Source organism: Exiguobacterium sp. S3 (assembly GCF_018617295.1).
Lineage (GTDB): Bacteria > Bacillota > Bacilli > Exiguobacteriales > Exiguobacteriaceae > Exiguobacterium > Exiguobacterium profundum.
This window is the reverse complement of record NZ_JACSJW010000016.1, coordinates 1-2,202: the sequence shown is the minus strand read 5'-3', so window position 1 is coordinate 2,202 and position 2,202 is coordinate 1. Positions and strand designations below refer to the sequence as shown.

The 2,202-nt window shown below is 50.2% G+C and carries 2 protein-coding genes; both read left to right on the top strand.

What is annotated here, in order from left to right; genetic code table 11:
- Positions 1-93: 93 nt before the first annotated feature.
- The gene (istA, locus tag KNO65_RS15560; RefSeq protein WP_214785214.1) at positions 94-1,380 is read left to right on the top strand and encodes an IS21 family transposase; all 1,287 of its coding nucleotides are present in this window, start codon (positions 94-96) and stop codon (positions 1,378-1,380) included.
- Entirely contained in the window at positions 1,377-2,165 is a 789-nt protein-coding gene (gene istB / locus KNO65_RS15555; RefSeq protein ID WP_214785212.1) for an IS21-like element helper ATPase IstB, read from the top strand. The genes istA and istB overlap by 4 nt, the downstream gene beginning before the upstream one ends.
- Positions 2,166-2,202 lie beyond the last annotated feature (37 nt).

Below are 2,202 nucleotides of genomic sequence, written 5' to 3'. Positions count from 1 at the left end.
TATAAATGATACTTTTAATGTGTCCTAAAGTGATGGGATAAGAATGTACAATTTTGTCTCCTTCTCGCATACTTGTTCACGAGGTGAACGACTATGCAAATTCAATTAAACGTAGACACGACGTTCCAGGTGAACGAACTAACGGACCTACAGAAATTCAACGACATGATGGAGACGATGAACATGAAAATCAATAAGAGCCAACTCGCTAGAGAAATGGGGGTCGACCGCAGGACGGTCAATAAATATCTCAATGGCTACCGAAAGCCTGATAGAAGAAACCGTGAATCCGTGATTGACGCCTACTATCCGATCATCCGGGCCCTCCTATCGGAGGACTCGAAACAACGCTTCTATTATCGACGCGTCCTTTGGCAGTACCTGAAGGACAATCACGGGCTGGATTGCGCGGCATCGACGTTCAGGGCATACATCAAACGGCATCCCGAGTTCAGCGCTTATTTTAACGAGAACAAAAAAGTGCCCGCCATCGGGCAACATGTCCGTTTCGAGACAGCCCCCGGCAAACAGGCACAGCTGGACTGGAAAGAGTCCATCCGTTACGAGACACGGGACGGTGAAAGAATCGAGGTGAACGTGGCGGTACTCTTACTCTCTTATTCCCGCTTTCGTTTCTTCCACCTCAGCCTGTCAAAATCGCAAGACGTCGTCCTCTCATTTCTGACACAGGCCTTCGAAAAATTGGACGGAGTTCCTGATGAGCTCGTGACGGACAACATGAGCACCGTCATGACCGAAGCGAGAACGAGATATGGCGAGGGTGTCGTGAACCGTCGGTTCGAGGAGTTCGCAAAGGATTTCGGTTTCCAGGTGAAACCTTGCATCGCCGGGCGGCCGCAGACGAAAGGGAAGGTCGAGGCACCGATGAAAATCTTGGACGAGATTCACGCCTACCAGGGCAAATATAATCTCGAGGAGCTGCACGATTACATCGAGAGACTGTGTGAGCGAATCAATAACGAGGTCCATCAGGGTACCGGGAAGATTCCGATTCTGGAGCTCCAAAAAGAAAAGAACCTCCTACTCCAGCTACCAACTGAACGAGTAAGAGATTCCTATCGCATCAAGCACGTCCGGGCCAAGGTGAACCACTCCAACATGGTTTCGTACCGTTCGAACCAGTATTCCGTACCGATCGGATATGAGGGCGAACGGGTAGCGCTCGAGGTCCATGACGACTACTTGTGGATTTATCATAACACGAAACCCATCGCACAACATCGCCTCACCGGCAACAAACTGAACTATCTGGAACATCATTATCTTCAGCAGCTGAGTCAGACGGTCGGGGAGCACGGCGGCATCGACGAGATGGCTCGACGCAATCTACAGCTCATGAACGAGAGGTACCGATCATGAGGGAGACGAACAGTTATAAGCAACTACGGGAGAACCTCTTGTCGCTCAACCTCAATCAAATGGCACTCCACCTCGACGAGGTGCTAGACTTCGGCATTCAGAGCGGGGCATCATTGACCGAGGTGCTTGTCAAGCTCACGAATCACGAAATCGACATCCAAGAGCAACAGAAGACACATCGGATGATCAGATCGGCGGCGCTACCAAGCCCCAAAAGACTCGACACGTTCGACTTCTCATTCCAGCCGTCGCTGAACCGAGATCAAATCGCAGACCTCCACTCGCTCCGTTTCATCGAACGAAACGAGAACGTGGTGTTCCTTGGTCCTAGCGGTGTCGGGAAGACACATCTCGCGACCTCGATTGGTGTCGAGGCGGCGCTGGCACGGCATAGCACGTATTTCACAAAGTGTCACGACCTCATCCAAAAACTGCGCATCGCAAAACAGGAGAACCGACTGGAAACCAAACTGAAACATTTCGCCAGATATAGGCTGTTGATCATCGACGAGATCGGGTATCTCCCGATCGACGCAGAGGACGCAAAAATTTTCTTCCAGCTGATTGACCAACGGTACGAAAAAAAGAGCACAATCCTAACCACTAACATCAATTTCGGTTCGTGGGAGGAAGTGTTCGTAGACCCGAAACTGGCAAACGCCATCTTGGACCGGATTCTTCACCATGCGACTGTCGTGCCGATATCCGGGGACTCATATCGATTGAAGGACCACCGGACGGAACAAACGGCGTCTGACGAAACCGACAATATTGAACATTATTAAACGAGCAAAATTGTACATAAAAAAGTTGACATTTATA

Bases quoted from the DNA above. Each gene is read 5' to 3' on its own strand.
- istA (WP_214785214.1), top strand. From the start codon at position 94: ATGCAAATTCAATTAAACGTAGACACGACGTTCCAGGTGAACGAACTA.
- istB (WP_214785212.1), top strand. From the start codon at position 1,377: ATGAGGGAGACGAACAGTTATAAGCAACTACGGGAGAACCTCTTGTCG.